This window comes from Synechococcus sp. R6-10, assembly GCF_047461815.1.
Classification (GTDB): Bacteria; Cyanobacteriota; Cyanobacteriia; order Thermostichales; family Thermostichaceae; genus Thermostichus.
The window spans coordinates 1-15,517 of sequence record NZ_JANSHW010000399.1 but is presented as its reverse complement, the minus strand read 5'-3'; the positions used below and the strand labels follow the sequence as shown (position 1 = coordinate 15,517).

Annotated in this window: 15 protein-coding genes and 1 riboswitch; of the genes, 7 read left to right on the top strand and 8 right to left on the bottom strand. The window is 60.3% G+C overall.

Annotated elements, in window-relative coordinates:
• Window positions 1-229: 229 nt before the first annotated feature.
• Window positions 230-1,768 carry a glycoside hydrolase family 3 protein gene (locus NW837_RS11200; protein WP_414331559.1) on the top strand — a complete coding sequence of 513 codons (1,539 nt, stop codon included), beginning with the start codon at window positions 230-232 and terminating at the stop codon, window positions 1,766-1,768.
• A gap of 21 nt (window positions 1,769-1,789) precedes the next feature.
• Here NW837_RS11200 and fabD read toward each other — a convergent pair whose 3' ends face one another.
• The 4 genes from fabD to hmpF all read right to left on the bottom strand — a co-directional run bounded on the left by fabD (window position 1,790) and on the right by hmpF (window position 6,709).
• Window positions 1,790-2,656 carry an ACP S-malonyltransferase gene (fabD, locus tag NW837_RS11195; RefSeq protein ID WP_414331557.1) on the bottom strand — a complete coding sequence of 289 codons (867 nt, stop codon included), beginning with the start codon at window positions 2,654-2,656 and terminating at the stop codon, window positions 1,790-1,792.
• Between the two features lie 4 nt (window positions 2,657-2,660).
• A complete protein-coding gene (locus tag NW837_RS11190) occupies window positions 2,661-3,662 on the bottom strand; it encodes a beta-ketoacyl-ACP synthase III (protein WP_414331554.1) in 1,002 nt (333 codons plus the stop codon).
• Window positions 3,649-4,752 (bottom strand): phosphate acyltransferase PlsX, encoded by a 1,104-nt coding sequence (plsX, locus tag NW837_RS11185; RefSeq protein WP_414331565.1) that lies wholly within the window; start codon window positions 4,750-4,752, stop codon window positions 3,649-3,651. The genes NW837_RS11190 and plsX overlap by 14 nt, the downstream gene beginning before the upstream one ends.
• 229 nt (window positions 4,753-4,981) lie before the next feature.
• Window positions 4,982-6,709, bottom strand: a complete 1,728-nt coding sequence (gene hmpF / locus NW837_RS11180; RefSeq protein ID WP_414331551.1) for a pilus motility taxis protein HmpF — start codon at window positions 6,707-6,709, stop codon at window positions 4,982-4,984.
• Window positions 6,710-6,972: 263 nt separating this feature from the next.
• Here hmpF and trpC point away from each other — a divergent pair, with 263 nt between their 5' ends.
• The 6 genes from trpC to NW837_RS11150 all read left to right on the top strand — a co-directional run bounded on the left by trpC (window position 6,973) and on the right by NW837_RS11150 (window position 13,207).
• Window positions 6,973-7,893: an indole-3-glycerol phosphate synthase TrpC gene (trpC, locus tag NW837_RS11175; protein ID WP_414331549.1), complete on the top strand. Its 921-nt coding sequence runs from the start codon at window positions 6,973-6,975 to the stop codon at window positions 7,891-7,893.
• Between the two features lie 63 nt (window positions 7,894-7,956).
• Window positions 7,957-8,196: a DUF5340 domain-containing protein gene (locus tag NW837_RS11170; RefSeq protein WP_414331546.1), complete on the top strand. Its 240-nt coding sequence runs from the start codon at window positions 7,957-7,959 to the stop codon at window positions 8,194-8,196.
• Window positions 8,197-8,255: 59 nt separating this feature from the next.
• Complete coding sequence (locus tag NW837_RS11165) at window positions 8,256-8,450, top strand: heavy-metal-associated domain-containing protein (protein WP_099813329.1); 195 nt, start codon at window positions 8,256-8,258, stop codon at window positions 8,448-8,450.
• Window positions 8,451-8,562: 112 nt separating this feature from the next.
• Window positions 8,563-10,878, top strand: coding sequence for a heavy metal translocating P-type ATPase (locus NW837_RS11160; RefSeq protein WP_414331543.1), 2,316 nt, complete (start codon window positions 8,563-8,565; stop codon window positions 10,876-10,878).
• A 128-nt stretch (window positions 10,879-11,006) separates the two neighbouring features.
• A riboswitch (cobalamin riboswitch) is annotated at window positions 11,007-11,143 on the top strand.
• Between the two features lie 32 nt (window positions 11,144-11,175).
• Window positions 11,176-12,216, top strand: a complete 1,041-nt coding sequence (locus NW837_RS11155) for a sirohydrochlorin chelatase (protein WP_414331562.1) — start codon at window positions 11,176-11,178, stop codon at window positions 12,214-12,216.
• A 97-nt stretch (window positions 12,217-12,313) separates the two neighbouring features.
• A complete protein-coding gene (locus NW837_RS11150; protein WP_414331540.1) occupies window positions 12,314-13,207 on the top strand; it encodes a hypothetical protein in 894 nt (297 codons plus the stop codon).
• Here NW837_RS11150 and NW837_RS11145 read toward each other — a convergent pair.
• The 4 genes from NW837_RS11145 to NW837_RS11130 form a co-directional block, all read right to left on the bottom strand.
• Window positions 13,204-13,815 (bottom strand): PAP/fibrillin family protein, encoded by a 612-nt coding sequence (locus tag NW837_RS11145; protein WP_414331538.1) that lies wholly within the window; start codon window positions 13,813-13,815, stop codon window positions 13,204-13,206. The genes NW837_RS11150 and NW837_RS11145 overlap by 4 nt on opposite strands.
• Window positions 13,816-13,869: 54 nt before the next feature.
• Complete coding sequence (locus NW837_RS11140; protein WP_414331536.1) at window positions 13,870-14,583, bottom strand: L-threonylcarbamoyladenylate synthase; 714 nt, start codon at window positions 14,581-14,583, stop codon at window positions 13,870-13,872.
• 18 nt (window positions 14,584-14,601) lie between these two features.
• Window positions 14,602-14,976: a hypothetical protein gene (locus tag NW837_RS11135; RefSeq protein WP_238376778.1), complete on the bottom strand. Its 375-nt coding sequence runs from the start codon at window positions 14,974-14,976 to the stop codon at window positions 14,602-14,604.
• A 60-nt stretch (window positions 14,977-15,036) separates the two neighbouring features.
• Window positions 15,037-15,517: GTPase (locus NW837_RS11130; protein ID WP_414331534.1), on the bottom strand; the 481-nt coding region annotated here is incomplete at its 5' end.

Here is a 15,517-nt window from a genome sequence, read left to right as displayed (position 1 = left end):
ACCCCAGAGGCTCGTGGTTGGCTTGCTAACTGCAGGGCTACTAAAAGCCCGCTCCGTACCGCCTAGCGGTTGATGTCGGGTAGTTTACGCTCATCCTGACCGGCTTTCTTGGCAGCGACGCCCAAGGACATCTGCTTTGACATGCTCGATAGGACTCCGTCCCGCTGACGCGAAAGGACCCCGTCCCGCTGCCGCAGTGGATCCCAGGGCTTGGAGCCTTGAGGAGAAAGTGGGGCAACTGTTTCTGGTTTATTTTGAGGGAGCTGAGTTTTCCTCCGCTCTCGAGGAGATGATCCGGGACTACCACGTGGGCGGGCTGATCTTCTATTCGATTGCCGGCAACATTCAAACGTTGCCTCAGGTGGCCCAGCTCATTGCCGCGGCTCAGGCACAAGCCCTTGTCCCCCTGTGGATAGCCATTGATCAAGAGGGGGGGCCGGTGGTGCGCCTTACCGAGGGGGTGACGGTGTTCCCCAGCGCCATGGCAGTGGCAGCAGCGGGATCCCTGGCAAAGGCGGAAGCTATGGCCCGTGCGGTGGGAACGGAGCTGAAAAGTTTGGGGTTTAACCTCAACTTCGCCCCTGTTGTGGACGTGAACAGCAACCCCCACAACCCCATCATCGGCATCCGAGCCTTTGGGTCAGACCCGAAACAGGTGACAGATTACGGCCTCGCCCTGTGGCGCGGCTATCGGCAAGCCGGGATCCTCTGTACGCCCAAACATTTTCCCGGCCATGGGGACACCGATATGGATTCCCACCTGGGGTTGCCGCGGGTGGATCGCCCTCTGGAGGCGCTACAGACCACGGAATTGCGCCCGTTTCAGGCTTTGATCCGGGCAGGGGCAGAGGCGATGATGACGGCGCATGTGGTGATGCCGGCTCTGGGATCCGTCGGCGACAGCGGGACGAAGTCCTTGCAACCGGCAACGCTGGCCCCTGAGGTGGTGTCCGGCTGGCTGCGGCAGAAGCTGGGTTTCAAGGGTCTTGTCCTGACGGATTCCCTGACCATGGGGGCCATTGCCCGCACCTACGGCATTCCCGAAGCGGCAGAACTGGCCTTTAGGGCAGGAGCCGATGTGCTGGTGTTTGGGGCAGATCCCGGCTTTACCCCGGCCATCCAAAAAGAAGCCTATGCCCATCTGCTGCGGGAGTTCCGTGCCGGTCGTTTGTCGGTTGAGCAGTTGGATCGGTCAGTGGAGCGGATTTTGGCCTTGAAGCGGCGCTACAGGCTGGGATCCCCCTGCCCCCCTTTCCCCCCTTCCACCCTGGAAAGCCACCAGGCGCTGGCCCGCCAAATCGCCCAAGACAGCATCACCCTGGTGCGGGGATCCCTGCCCCCCTTAGCCCCCGACCCGCTGCTCATTACCCCTGTGCCTCTTCTGGGGGATCTTTTCCAAAATGTCTGGCCCGGTGCTCAGGTTCTCAAGATCAGCCCAGAGCCTACCCCTGAGGATTTGCAAACAACCCTGCAAGGGGCGTCAAGAGCTGACCAAGTGCTGGTGGGATCCCTTGATCTGTTTCGTTACCCGCTTCAGAAGGAGTTGCTGGCGGACTTACTGGGATCCCTTCCGCCGGAAAAGGTGATTGGGTTGGCCTTGGGATCCCCCTACGACGCCTTTGCCCTGCCCCAGATCCCGGTCTATTTGGCCTGCTACGGCACTACCCCCGTCTCTCTACAGGCGTTGCTGCAGGTGTTGTTGGGACAGATCCCGGCCCAGGGTCGCTTGCCGGTTGGATCCCACTTGGAGGGATCCTGGTCGCGTTAGCGGAGCTCCATAGCAGATCCCCTAGCTGCTGAGGTTGCTGAAATTGCACCGCGTCAGGGTCGGCACCGTTCGCCTCACCAAGCCCGTCAGCACGTTGCCGGGGCCGATTTCCCACACCTCTTGGATGCCGTCGGCGGCCATCTGCAACACGGTTTCTCGCCAGCGGACAGGGGCAGTCATCTGGGCCAGCAGCGCCTGCTTAAGGGCTTGCGGATCCCGGCTGGCGGTGGCAGTGCAGTTGCTGTAGACGGGCACTCGCGGCGGCTGAAAGTCAACAGCGCGCAAGGTGTGGGCAAACTCCTCGGCAGCAGCCTGCATAAAGGGCGAGTGAAAGGCGCCACTTACCTTGAGGGGAACGGTGCGCTTGGCCTGCAACTGCTCACAGACGGCTTGCACCCCCTCCACTGAGCCGCTGATCACCACCTGATCCGGGCTGTTGTCGTTGGCAAGAGTGACGTCGGGGATCATCTGGCACAGGTGCTCCAGCTTGTCGCGGTCAAACCCCATCACTGCCGCCATGCTGCCCGGGGGATCCCCTGCGGCTTCCATCAGTTGGCCCCGCAGCGCCACCAGCCGCAGGCCGGTCTCGAAATCAAACACGCCGGCAGCATAGAGGGCGCTGTATTCGCCCAGACTGTGGCCAGCAGTGCAGGCAGGAGCCTGACCCTGGGCGTAGAGATAGTCTGTCAACAGGGCCGATACGGTGAACAAAGCCGGTTGCGTGTAGCCGGTCTGGTGGATCTGGTCTTCCGATAAATCTAAGGGATCCCATCCCAACATCTCACGGGCCAAAGCCAACTTCTGGCCTGCTCCCTGCCAGTTCCGCAAGTCCCTTCCCATGCCTATCGCTTGGGATCCCTGGCCGGGATAGATCCAGGCAACAGTCATCAATTCACTTCCCCCAACGAAACACAATCGCCCCCCAGGTGAGGCCGGCGCCAAAGCCCGCCATCACCCCCAGATCGCCGGCGCCAAAGCGTCCTTGCTCGATCCAAGTGGCCAAGGCAATCGGCACCGAAGCGCCCGAGGTGTTGCCGTAATGCTCTAAGACGCTGGCCACCCGCTGCGGATCCAGCTGCAGGCGCTTGGCTACCGCATCGAGAATGCGCTGGTTGGCCTGATGAATAAAATATCCCTGTACTGCTTCCGCCGGGATCCCGGCCCGGAAGAGAGCCTTCTCGATGATCTCCGGCACCGCCTGGACGGCAAACTTGTACACCTCACGGCCATTCATGGTGATGGGACAGCAGCGATACTGCCCCACCTGCAGGGATCCCACCAGGGGCTTGGCCTCTGTAGCCATGGACAAGCTGAGCAGCTGGCTGCCACTGCCATCGCTGCGCAGCTCAATGCTGAGGATCCCGCCGGTTTCCCCCGCCTCCAGAACCACCGCCCCGGCCCCATCTCCAAACAAGACACAGGTGGTGCGATCTGCCCAGTCCACCGTACGGGAGAGCACATCCGCCGCCACCACCAAGGCCCGCCGGTACAGCCCGGTTTGCAAAAACTGCGCTGCCGTGGCCACTGCAAAGACAAAGCCCGTGCAGGCTGCCGTCAGATCAAAAGCCACCGCCCGCGTTGCTCCCAGAGCTGCCTGCACCTGAGGGGCCGAGCCAAACCGATCGACACCGGTGGAAGTGGCCAGCAGGATCAAATCCAGGTCTTGAGGCAAGATCCCGGCCTGAGCCAAAGCGGCCTTGGCTGCCTGGACCGCCAAATCCACCAAGCTCAGCTCAGGGGGCAGAATGCGCCGCTGACGAATGCCGGTGCGGGGCCAGATCCATTCGTCGGAAGTTTCGACGATCTGGCCGAGATCGTCGTTGCTCAGGCAGGGATCCGGCAGGGCAGCCCCTGCCCCCACCAGCCGCACGGTCGGGAGGCTATGGCTGGGCATCTTCCACGGGTTCGGGACAGCGGGAGGAAGTCCTTTCCAGGGATCCCAACGGCAACACTTCCGGGCCAGAGCCAGAGTAGACCTGAAGGGGCCGGGTGCGCCGCCTGGGGTTGGATTCAGGTTCGCGAGGGTCAACCATTTCCGCCTGCAGCCGCTGTAGGATTTTCTGTTCTGCCGCCTCTTTGGCCAGGCGAATGGCGTGGTAGACCATCGGCGCCTTGGAGCTGCCGTGGGTAATCACGCAGATGCCGTTGACGCCGAGCAGCAAAGCACCGCCATACTCCACGTAGTCCATGCGCCGCTTTACCTGCTTGAGGTTGGGCCGGAGCAGCCAGCAGCCCAACTTGCCGCGCCAGCCGCGGGGCAGCTCCTCCCGCAGCACCTGGGTGATCACCTGGCCAACACTTTCGGCAAACTTGAGGAGGGCATTGCCCACAAAGCCGTCACACACCACCACATCAAACTCCCCGGTCAGCACATCCCGCCCCTCGGCATTGCCGGCGAAATGGATCCCTGGCAATTGGGCCAGGCGCTGGTGGGTGGCCAGAGCCAAATCATTGCCCTTGTTGGGCTCCTCGCCGATGTTGAGCAGGCCCACCCGCGGACGCTCGACCCCCAGTACGCACTGGCAGTAGAGGGATCCCATGCGGGCAAACTGCTCCAAAAAGCGGGGCCGGCAATCCACATTGGCCCCCACATCCAGCAGCAGCACCGGCTTGCCTTTCAAAGTGGGCAAAAGAGCGCCAATGGCCGGGCGATCGATCCCTGCCAGCCGGCCCAAATTCAGGTAGGCCGCAGCCATCGCTGCTCCGGTATTCCCGGCGGCCACCACGGCATCCGCTTGGTTGGAGCGCACCTGTTGCATCGAGATGTTGATGGAGGCTTTGGGCTTTTTGCGCACCATCAGCGGCTCTTCCGCCATGCCCACATCCTCTTCGGCAGGCACAATGGTGATCCCAGCAGGCAAGGGTTGGGGCAGAAAGGGCTTGAGGGAATCTGGACGACCGACTAGTGCAATCCCGACCCGGAGCTGCCGATGGGCCAGCAGGGCGCCCTTGATGATCTCTTCGGGAGCGTAGTCACCCCCCATCGCATCGACCGCAATTCGCACAAGCTGACCTCACACTGGAATATCCTTGGCAACTGCAAGCAAGAAGCGGGGCAAAACGCACTAACCTCTGCAGTCCCCTCGCCCGAGAATTGGGAGCCCCAGTGGCTGCAGGGTGCTAGCGAATTTTACCAGATTTGTTTTCCTCAATTAAGGCCGCAGTTCCGCTTGCGCCGGTTCTCCCCACCCCCCACAGGAAACGTGAACTTCCTCACGCCTGCGCGAGGGTAGCCAGGAGAAAGTGTACCTGTTGGACGTGGTCGCATGCGGCGGAGTTTCTGGCTTGGTGTTGGCTCAGCTCCGTCTCCAACTGCACCAATTCTCCTGCCAACGCTGCCCACCGATCCCGCTCTGGGTAGAGGGTGGCCTGCAGGTGATTGAGGCGACCCCAGGTTTCTGCCATGGCCTGGGCGCGCGCCCGCAGGGATCCCTCCTCTTGCTCCAGGTGTTGCCACTGCTGCTCCAATTCCTGCCGTTGGCGGGCGAGCTGCTCCTGCTGAGAAGGCAAGGACGATTCCAGTTGTTGAATGAGGGTTTGCAGACGACCTTTTTCTTGGAGAAGATCCTGCTTCTGGCTGCCGATCTGTTCCAGGAGCGGCCCAATATCGACCTGAACCGGGGCAGCAGCTTGATTTTGCAGCTGTCTAAGGCGGGCTTCCTGGCGGGTCAACTCTTCATACTCTCGCTGCAGGTTTTTTTCCTGAGGCAGCAGGGCTTCTTCCAAAGCACTGCAGGCAGACTGGGCATAGTCGATATCCATCTCGATGTCAAACCGCTCCTCTGGAGAGGCGCTGGCCAGCCGCTCTTGCAGCTCCCGCAGGGTTTGCCGGTTTTGCTCCAGTTCGGCCCGCTGCTGGCTGACCTGGGCCGCCCGCTGCTCGTAATCTCGGCGCAGTTGGCTGACCAAAGCCGCCAGCTCCTCGACCGAGATCGCCGGCTCCCCAGCCCTGCCGTTGCTGCTGCCATCGACGATAAAGTCGTACTCCTGCACCAGACGAGAGGCTTTCTGGTATAGGCTCTCTTGAGATTGCAGCTGCTGGAGAATCCTCTGCAGGTGCTCTTGATGGGCTCGCAGGGATCCCCGTCGAGTTTGCCACTCTGCTTGGCTTTGCTCCAGGGATTGTCGGGATCCCCACCAAGCGGTGTGGCGTTCTTGCCAAGCGCGGTAGTCTCGATCCAGCTCGTCTTGCCGGGCCTGGGCCTGCTGACGTTCTGCTTCCAGTTGGGCAATCTGTTGATTCAAGTGCTCCTGCTGCTGCTGAATGTGGCTTTTCAAGCTTTGCAGAAGCGCCAAGGGATCCCCAGCCGGATGTAGAGTCTCCTGGAGCTGCTGCACCAAAGCCTGTAGCTGCGCTGCTTCTGCCTCCCCCAAGCGGCTGGAGCGAGCTTCTTGCAACTGGGCTTCCAACTCTTGCCGCTGCCGATTCAGAGCTTCCCGCTGCTCTCCGATCAGGCGCTGTTGTTCAGCTAAGTAAGCTTGCTGGGCTGCCAGTTCCTCTTTGAGGCTGTCCAGAAGTTTGCGATCTTCCTCCACACTCTTGTATTGCTCATACAGCCGCTGCACCTCTTCTTCCTGGGCTGCTAGCTCCATCTCGCGGCGGGTAAGCTCATGCGCCTGAAAGGTGAGGGACTGTTTCCAAACCTCGATCTCCTCTTCCTGGCTGCGGGCTCTGAGCTGAAGTTGGCTGAAGTTTTGCAGATAGGTCACCAGTTGGCGAGCGGCTTCGCTGATGCGGGCGACCTGACGGTTGCCGGAGATTTCCGCCAGCACCAATGACCCATCCTTGAAGCGCCCAGCCTCCTGGGCGATGCGGCCTTCCAAGGTAATGGATTCTTCGTTCACGGCCACCCAGGTATTGTCCTGCTGCTGCTTGGCCAGCAATTGCAGAGACGACTTGGCAAATCCAATCGGCTTGGATAGCTCTGCTAGGTACAGCACGCCTGAACTCCTCTAAAACAGCATGGACAGCACCAGCCTTGACCCCACCGAGCCACTGCCCCTGGCCGGGGAAAAATGGACGGCCGCCAGAACATGGCTCGCCGAGGCGCATAAAGACTACACCACCTTTCTAGACTCAACCATAGGGTAAAAAAAACACCTTCGCCAGATGAGTTTTGGGGATGCCTGGGGTAGCTATTCAAACCGGTGGCGGAGCACTAAAGTAGTCTAGGGTGTGGTGTAGAGTTGTGTTCGGGGGTTGTATGGAGCTGCAAGGTGAGCCGCTTTCTGTTCGTCGGCGTTCTCCTGCCCCGCCGGTGGTCGTAGCCTCTCAGGTGTACCAGACAACAGCGCCGGAAGCCAAACCGCGCCACATCTTGGAAGCGATCGTCTGGCACAAAGAACAGGAGGTGGAGCGCCAACGGGAGCAGCTTCCCCTCAAGCAATTGCAACGGCAACTGGATCAAGCCCCGCCGGTGCGGGATTTTGTGGCGGCTCTTACCCAGTCTCCTCACCCTGTTTCCTTGATTGCCGAGGTCAAAAAAGCCTCCCCCAGCCGCGGCGTTCTCCGGGATCCCTTTGACCCGGTAGCCATTGCCCAGAGCTATGAGGCCGGTGGGGCCAGTTGTCTCTCGGTGCTGACGGATGAGCGGTTCTTTCAGGGCAGTGGCGAGTATCTGCGGCAGATCCGTCAAGCGGCAGGGATCCCCATCCTCTGCAAGGAGTTCATCCTCTACCCCTACCAAATCCTCTGGGCCCGCAGCCTGGGGGCAGATGCGGTGCTGCTGATTGCCGCCATTCTCTCGGATGCGGACTTGGGCTATTTTCTCAAGCTGGTTCGGCAATTGGGTATGGCGGCTCTGCTGGAGGTGCACACTTCCCAAGAGTTGCAGCGGGTGTTGCGTTTGCCCCAACTGCAAGACTCCAGGGGGCAGGTGCTCATTGGCATCAACAATCGCGATCTGAGAACCTTTGCGGTGGACTTAAACACAACGCGCAACCTGTTGGCCGCCCACTCGGAGCTCCTTGGCGATCTGCCTGTGGTCAGCGAGTCCGGCATCCATACCCCCGCCGATCTGCAGCAGTTGCGGGCCTGGGGGGTGCGCTCTGTGCTGGTGGGGGAAGCGCTGGTGACCCAGCCGGATCCCGGCCAAGCTGTGCGCCACCTGTTGTCATCTCAGTGAATGAAAACCATTTATCAATGGATCTCTGCGAGAACAATTGATCTCTAAGGATTGCTTGGATCGATGAAACGTATTCCTGTGCCGGCTCATATCCACTACGAATTTCTGCTGCGGGTGTTGGAGCGGCAAACCTTTCCGGCAGTGGAAGAACAGGATTTTGGCAACCGAGGCCGCACGCAAGAGCTGATCAACTCCCTGCGCAAAGCCCTCACCCAACAGGTGCAACTGGAGGAAGAGTGGCGACAGCGGGGCTATCAGGTGGACTACCGCTGGAATATGGACGAGCCTCAGCCTCCCCCTTGACCTTCCAGCCCACTGTAAGGTTTAGCATCCTTTCAGTGGCATTGGGGGGGTTTTCCAAGATGCAGGTTGTTTTGACGGTGCCCAAGCTGGCCTGTGGGGCCTGTATAGACACCATTGCGCAAGCGGTGCGGCAACTGGATCCCCAGGCGCAGGTGGAAGGGGATCCCAAAACCAAACAGGTGCGGATTACTTCTGAGCGGCCTGTGGGCGATTTGCGGCAGGCCCTCACCCAGGTGGGATATCCCCCGGCCTAGTCAATTTTGGGCCGGGAACGGTCGGGCGTCTGTTTTGAATTTCTGTACAGATGGCTGCCTTCGCCCTGCCCAGGGTGGAGAGTAGCTGTCGTTTCATCAACAAGGTGTTGCCATGTCTGCCCATAAAGGGTCATCGGGTGCACTATCGGCCTCTGCGCCTTCTCCTGAGGGCACTTGGCAGTTGGCCCTGCAAGGGATGAGCTGTGCCTCCTGCGCCCGCAGCATCGAACAGGCCCTCGCTCAGGTGCAGGGGGTGTCCCACGGATCAGTGAATTTTGCCAGCGAGCAGGCCACCGTCAAAGGGGATCCCAGGCTGGTGGATCCGCAGGCGTTGATTCGGGCGGTGGAGCGGGTGGGGTATCGGGCGCGCCTCATCCAAGAGGATTGGCAACTGGACGATCTGTCGGATCCAGAGCGGATCGCCCAACGGGCCGCAGAACGGGAATTGAAGCTGAAGGTGGCGATGGGGGTGGGCATCAGCACGGTGCTGGTGATCGGATCCCTGCCGATGATGCTGGGGATGGACATCCCGGGCTTTCCCATGTGGCTGCACAATCCTGGGTTGCAGTTGCTGCTGACGGCTCCGGTGCAGTTTTGGGTGGGCAAGCATTTTTATCGAGGCGCTTGGGCCGCTTGGCAACGGCGCTCGGCGGATATGAACACGCTGGTGGCCTTAGGGACGAGCGCGGCTTTCTTCTATTCCATTTTCCCAACGGTTTTCCCCGACTCTTTCCATCGGCAGGGACTGCATCCCGATGTGTATTACGAAGTGTCGGCGGTGGTCACCACCTTGATCCTGGTGGGTAAGTGGATGGAGCAACGGGCCAAAAGGCAAACCTCTGAGGCCATTCGCAAGCTGATCGGGCTGCAACCGAAAACGGCAAGGGTAATTCGCCAGGGGGTGGAGCAGGATATTCCGATTCGGGAAGTGCAGGTGGGGGATCGGATCCGGGTGCGCCCCGGCGAGAAGGTGCCGGTGGATGGGGTAATCCTAGAGGGATCCTCCAGCCTCGACGAGTCGATGGTGACCGGCGAGAGCCTGCCTGTTGTCAAATCGGCGGGGGATGAGGTGATTGGGGCAACGCTGAATCGGACGGGCAGCTTTGTGATGGAAGCGCGGCGGGTGGGCAAAGACACAGTTCTGGCCCAGATCGTGCGCTTGGTGCAGGAAGCTCAGGGATCCAAAGCTCCGATTCAACAGTTGGCGGATCGGGTGACTGCCTGGTTTGTGCCGGCAGTGATCGGGGTGGCAGTTCTAACTTTTGTGCTCTGGTGGGTGCTGGCCGATAACCCGACACTGGCCTTGGTGAACACAATTGGGGTGCTGATCATCGCCTGCCCTTGCGCGCTGGGGTTGGCGACCCCCACCTCGATCCTGGTGGCCACGGGACGAGGGGCAGAATTGGGGATCCTGGTGAAAAGTGCCGACAGCCTGGAATTGGCCCACCACTTGCGCACGGTGGTCTTGGACAAAACCGGCACCCTGACTGAAGGTCGTCCCACTGTCACCGATATTTGGGCCCACGGCTCCTCTCCCCTGGCGGTGTTGCGCCTGGCAGCGGCGGTGGAGCGGCACTCGGAACATCCTTTGGCCCAGGCGGTAGTGCAGAAAGCCGAAGCCGAAAAAATTGCCATCCCTCCTGCCCAGCATTTTCAGGCAAGGATAGGCAGTGGGGCAGAAGCCTGGGTGGAAGACCAGTGGATCCGCATCGGTCGGCTGAGCTGGCTACAGGAGATGGGGATCCCCTGGGATCCCTCTTGGTCAGAGCGGGTTCAGAATTGGGAAAGCCAGGGCAAAACGGTGATCGGCGTAGCCCAATCCCAGAGCCTGGTGGGGCTGTTGGCCATTGCCGATCCGCTCAAACCCACTTCTCCTGAGGCAGTGCAACAGCTGCAACAGATGGGTCTAGAGGTGATCCTGCTAACCGGGGATAACCCCACCACAGCCCAAGCGGTTGCTCGGCAAGCAGGCATTCAGCGGGTAATTGCCCAAGTCCGTCCGGATCAGAAGGCCGCTTACATTCGCAGCTTCAGACAACCTCGACACCGGGTGGCGATGGTGGGAGATGGCATTAACGATGCTCCGGCTCTGGCAGAAGCCGATGTGGGGATCGCCATCGGTACGGGTACGGATGTGGCGATGGCCGCCAGCGATATTACCCTCATGTCGGGGGATCTGCGGGGAGTCGCCACAGCCATTCAACTCAGCCGGGCCACCCTCAACAACATCCGCCAGAACCTCTTCTTCGCCTTTATCTACAATACGCTCGGGATCCCGATTGCTGCTGGGGCGCTCTATCCCTTCACAGGCTGGCTGCTCAACCCCATGCTGGCCGGGGCAGCCATGGCCCTGAGTTCCGTTTCGGTGGTCGCCAATGCCCTGCGCCTGCGACACTTTCAGCCCCCCAGACCAGCGGGCCGGCGTTAGGCCCTCTCCCAGGGGCAAGGGGGATTAGCGCGGCAACAGTTTTGCTGCCCTTTGAGCATGAGTCTGCCGTACCGCTCATGCCTCAGGGCTATCTTCTGGCAGACAAGGACATCCCCCCCAGGGGGCTTGGTGAACGACAAGCGGCAAGCTAACCTAAAAGGCTCAGGCAGACTGGGGAAAGCGCGGTGCAAGTCCGCCACTGTGACGCAACTGTGATGGGATCCCTCCCTCAGCCAGAACACCCACCTGCCGTTGTCCTGTACCCCTTGCGATTCACAAGGAACGGAGTTTTTTGTGTTGAATACCCTCAGTGTTTCCCCTCCGCTTGCGGTTGGGCAGTCTCCTGTTGTCCCCCTGCCCCTGTTGCTCATCGGCCACGGATCCCGCGACCCCCAAGGGCAGCAAGCCTTTCTGGAGCTAGCCCAGGCTTACCAAGCTCTCACCCCCCATCGACCGGTGATCCCCTGCTTTCTGGAGCTGACCCAGCCAACCATTGCCCAGGGGGTAGAGCAGTGCTTGGCCCAAGGGTGGCAGGAGATCGTGGCCCTGCCGCTGTTGCTGTTTGGGGCCCGCCACAACAAGTTCGATGTGACGATGGAATTGGATCGCCTGCAGGCCCTCTATCCCCAGTTGCGCATTCATTACGGTGGGCCGCTGGGGATCCGCATCGAGATCCTGCAACTGCTGCGAGACCGATTGGCTGCTCTGATAGCTGCCCAACCGCGGCGGATCCCAGAGGCAGAAACCGTGCTCCTATTTGTGGGTCGCGGCTCCAGCGATCCCGAGGCCAATGCCGAAGCCTGTAAACTGGCCCGGTTGCTTTGGGAAGGATCTGGGTTTGCCGCTGTGGAAACTTGCTTTATCGGCATTACCCATCCCCGCCTGCCCGTGGGATTGGAGCGGGCCTTGTCCTGGCATCCGCGCCGGGTGATCGTGCTGCCCTACTTTCTGTTTACGGGGGTGTTGGTGAAAAAAATCGAGGCGGCAGTGGAACAACAACGACAACGACAGCCGGAAATCGACTGGCTGATGCTGCCGGAATTGGGCCTTGTGGATACGGTGCTGCACAGCCTGCAGCAACTGGAGCAGGAAGCCCTGCAGGGCCAAACCCCGATGAACTGCCACCTGTGCAAGTTTCGCCTGGCCGTGAGCGCAGAGGTCAGAGCTGGGCATACCCATCACCATCCTCACGAGCATCATCACCACCATCACGGGCACGGATCCCATCACCACCCTCATTCTCACCATCACCCTCAGCACGGCCACACCCACGCAGCGGCTGGGGATCCCTGGGCCCAATTAGAGGGCTACCACCAACGGGCTTGGCAGGTGCCCTAAGAGGGAAACAGAGGCTGCTGGCGGGATAAACTGAGTGCAGACAGGCCATTTTTGAACCTGGTTTTCCCGCTCTAGCGGTTGTGATGACGAAAAAACGATGATGCTCTCCCGCTCCTCTTGGGTTTCAGGTGCCGCTGCCGCGGGGAGCGGGATCTTTGTTTTCGCCCTGGTGGTGGGGCTGCTGGATCAGATCCTGCCCACCCTGCCCAAGGTTTCCCTCTCCCTGGCCGGGATCCCTGGGATCCTGGCTGGAATTGGGTCTGCCTATGGGGTTTGGCGGGTGGTTCAGATGGGTCTGCAATCGGCTTCCTGGAGCGACTTTCGAGAATCGCTGGTGGCGACCCTATCTCCCTTTGATCCCGCCGATTATGGCGGCAACCCTCGGCAACCCGAGGAGGATTCTCTCCCTTTGCAGTCGGTTGACGAGGATCCTCAAACCCAGATCCGCGATCGACAAATTCTTGATCAAGCTGAGCAGCAGACGGAAACTGAAACCGAAGTAAGCGAACACACTCAAGTAAGACTGCAGGGCGAGCAGCACCAGGATCAAGCTTCGCAGGCCAAGGCCCAACAGTTGCAGCCCCTACAAGAATTGTCATCACCTTCTTCCCCAAGCCCTGAGTCGGCAAAACCCACACCAGAGCCAGAGCTCAACCAAAAACTTCGCCAACTCCAGATGCAGGTCGCCACTCTGAAAATAGAACTGGAACTCCAAGAAATCCAACTGCAGCAGTTGGAGGTGAGGCGGACTCGGCTTCAGCAGCAGAAGCAGAAACTCAAGCACGTTCTGCGTCGCACGGCGTCCGAAAATCAAAGGCTGCGCTTCTTACAGGAGCAAAAAGCTCGGCAACTGGAGCAAACTCAACAGGAGCTGCAAACTTTGCGAGAGTCCTACCGCGCCTTGCAAGTTCTACAGGAAATAAGCTCCACCCTAACCCAAAACCCATCTCACGAAAGGGCGGAAACGGAGTCCTCTGGATCCTCCGACTAGCCGACCCGCTTTAGAACAAATACACTCCCCTCGCTGCCCCGACCCAGCCGCAAGTCTTCATCCAAATAGGTGATATCCAGCCAACCCGTTGGCTCGCGGCGGCGAATATCGATTTGAATAGCCGGGATCCGCTCCGGAGCCCGCTCGAGCAAATAGAGAAAACTCTCGATCTCGTAGCTCATCAAAGCTTGGGATCCGAGCACCAATCGCTCGAAAATCACCCTCACCCGGCGCTCAGATTCGGGGTAAAAGCGCGCTGATACAGCCAAGACTCCCCGTGGCACCCAAGCCCCCAGCCAGCCGGATCCCTGGATCTCCGCCACGTTGAAGACCCGTCCAGCCTTGGCCCGAATACACTGGTAGATCTCGCCGGTGGTCAAAAAAGGCAACTGTGCCAGCCGCAGCAGAGCTGTGCTCGTGGTAAATAGGGTGAGCCAGTTCCCCTCCAACCCTTCAGGAGCCGATGTTGGCTTGGGGGTGGGGTTGAGCGCTTCTAGGACGGCAATTTGAGACAAAATCTGGGCTTTTTGGTCAGGGGAGACTTTCCGGCCCCGGTCGGTTGCCTCCAGCAGGTGCAGCAGAGCCGATTTTTGCTGAGCCAGGGCCATGAGCACACTCCAAGGCATCAACCCCATTTTAGAGAACGCCAGATCCGGCTGCCCTCAACCGTCTTCTTCTACGGGTTTCAGATTTAGATCTGCCACCTGCTCATACCCCAGCCCGGCCCGCACCACCAGCGGCTCGGATCCCGTCAAGTCAATTACCGTAGAGACCTTGGCCCGACGGGGGGCATCGTCATCCAGCACCAGATCCACCTGTTTTTCCAACTGCCGCATCTCTTCAGCCGCAAAGATCCCACCCTCATCCCAGGGGTCGCTCTCCCACTCCCAGGCTTGCCCAGAACTTAAGTCCAGGGATCCGACGGGATCCCCCCCCAGCTTGGCAGAGGTGGAGACAATTGGATTGCCCAACTCTTCCAGCAAAGCCTGACAAATGGCAGAATCGGGCACGCGGATGCCGGTGGTTTTCCGCTTGGGCTCCATCACCAACTTGGGCACCAGCTTGGTGGCCGGCAACAGAAACGTAAACGGGCCCGGGATCAGCCGCCGCATCAGCCGATAGGCCGAATCGGTTACCTGGGCATAGTGGGCAATGCGTGAGAGAGAAGGGCACAAAAAGGTAAGAGGCTTGTCGTTGGAGAGCTGCTTGATACGGCGTACCCGCTCCACTGCTTGTTTGTGGGTCACATCGCAGCCAATGGCATAGACTGTATCGGTGGGGTAAAGCATCACCGCCCCCTCCCGCAAAGCCGCCGCAATCCGCCGGATGGAACGGGCCTGGGGCTGTTGCGGATGCAGCTTAAAGTACTCGGCCATCGGGCAGATGGGAAGAGGTCAAGACTGGGAGCAGCTACCCCCCAGGGGGTTTTCCACAAGAGGGCGGGGGGTCGGTGGCACCGACGCGGGCGGGGATCCCTGAGATTCGGGCCAGTCCTTCAGTTGTTGCATCAGGGCTTGGATGTGCAGACGGGGCAGATAGGGCCAGTCGCCGGCTTCTTCCAAATCCTGAAGCACCCGATACAGAGCTTGACGGGTGTTGGGCAAAGACTCCCGAAAGGCACCTTCCAGGATCGCGCGGTGCAACTCCTCCAGCAGCCGCAGGAGCATCAGCAGCTCCACACACGCTCCCGCCCTCGCCTGGGCCGCCTGTTCAACAGCCAACATGATCTGACGCAAATCCGGTGGCAGATCCTCCGCCGAGATATACATAGCCACTCGTCTCTGGGTTCTGGGAAGGCAGGGGCTTTCCCATTCTAAGATTCTTCTGCCCTAGGACTGGATGGATTTTGCCCCCACAAGATCCAACTGCGCAGGCTGTTGGGATCCCCGACCCAGGCACTGCCACACCCGCTGCAAGAGGGCATCCAGCCCCTGCTTGGCAATCGCAGAAATGGTCACCACCGAAGTGCCGGCAGCAGCAGACAGCCTCTGGGCGCGCTCGGCAACCTGCTGGGGATCCAGAACATCGATCTTGTTCAAAACCAGGATTTGTGGCTTATCGATTAACCCGTGGCCGTAGGCGCGCAGCTCCTGCTGAATAACCTGGTAATCCTTGACGGGATCCGCCGCCGTGCCATCCACCAAATGAATCAGTACCCTGGTACGCTCCACATGGCGCAAAAACTCATGGCCCAGCCCCACCCCCAAGTGCGCCCCCTCGATCAGCCCCGGAATATCGGCAAACACCACCCCATCTCCCGATGGATGGGGCACCACCCCCAAATTGGGCTGCAACGTGGTGAAGGGGTAG